The sequence below is a fragment of the Treponema endosymbiont of Eucomonympha sp. genome (assembly GCF_001028545.1).
In genome coordinates, this window is sequence record NZ_BBPW01000280.1 from 1 (window position 1) to 824 (window position 824).

2 protein-coding genes are annotated in these 824 nt (G+C 63.5%); one reads left to right on the forward strand and one right to left on the reverse strand.

Features of this window, described 5'->3' with window-relative positions:
- A partial coding sequence (locus AWU74_RS14290; protein ID WP_202966421.1) for an efflux RND transporter permease subunit occupies positions 1 to 253 on the reverse strand: 253 nt, incomplete at its 3' end.
- Positions 254 to 281: 28 nt separating this feature from the next.
- Here AWU74_RS14290 and AWU74_RS14295 point away from each other — a divergent pair.
- Positions 282 to 824: efflux RND transporter permease subunit (locus tag AWU74_RS14295; RefSeq protein ID WP_238580212.1), on the forward strand; the 543-nt coding region annotated here is incomplete at its 3' end.

The window sequence follows — 824 nt, forward strand, 5'->3', positions numbered from 1 at the left end:
GGAGTTCGATCAGCCGCTCGTTGATCTGCTGCCGTGCGAAATAGATATCCGTCTTCTCGCGGAAGATGGCCGTCACCTGCGAGAAGCCGTTGCGCGACAATGAACGGGTGCTTTCCAGTCCCGCGATGCCCGCCAGCGCGGTCTCGATCCGGAAGGTGACCTGCTTTTCGATTTCCACCGGGGACAGCGCCGGCGCGGTCGTGTTGATCTGCACCTGCTTGTTGGTGATGTCGGGCACGGCGTCGACCGGCAATAACTACGAATTCACCCAGCCGATCCAGATGCGGTTCAACGAGCTGCTGGCGGGTGTGCGCGGCGATCTGGCGATCAAGGTGTTTGGCGATGAGTTCGAGCCGCTGCTGCGCAGCGCGGGCCAGATCGCAGGTATCCTGCAGAAAACCAAAGGGGCGACGGACATCAAGGTCGAGCAGGCCAGCGGCCTGTCCGTGCTGGATATCACCGTGAACAAGGCGGAGATCGCCCGGCGCGGCCTCAGCCTTACCGCCGTTCAGGACGTGATCGGCACAGCCATCGGCGGACGAAGCGCCGGGGCGGTGTTTGAAGGCGACCGGAGCTTCGACATCGTGGTCCGCCTTCCGGAAGACATCCGCGGCGATCTCGATGCACTGAAGAATCTGCCGGTGTCGCTGCCGCCGGCCGGCCTGACCCCGTTGACCGTCCCACTCGGCCAACTGGCGACGTTCAAGATCAGCGACGGTCCGAACCAGATCAGCCGCGAGAATGGCAAGCGGCGTGTCGTCATCACCGCCAATGTGCTGGACCGCGATATTGCCGCGGTCGTGAACGACGCCCGGGCACAAATC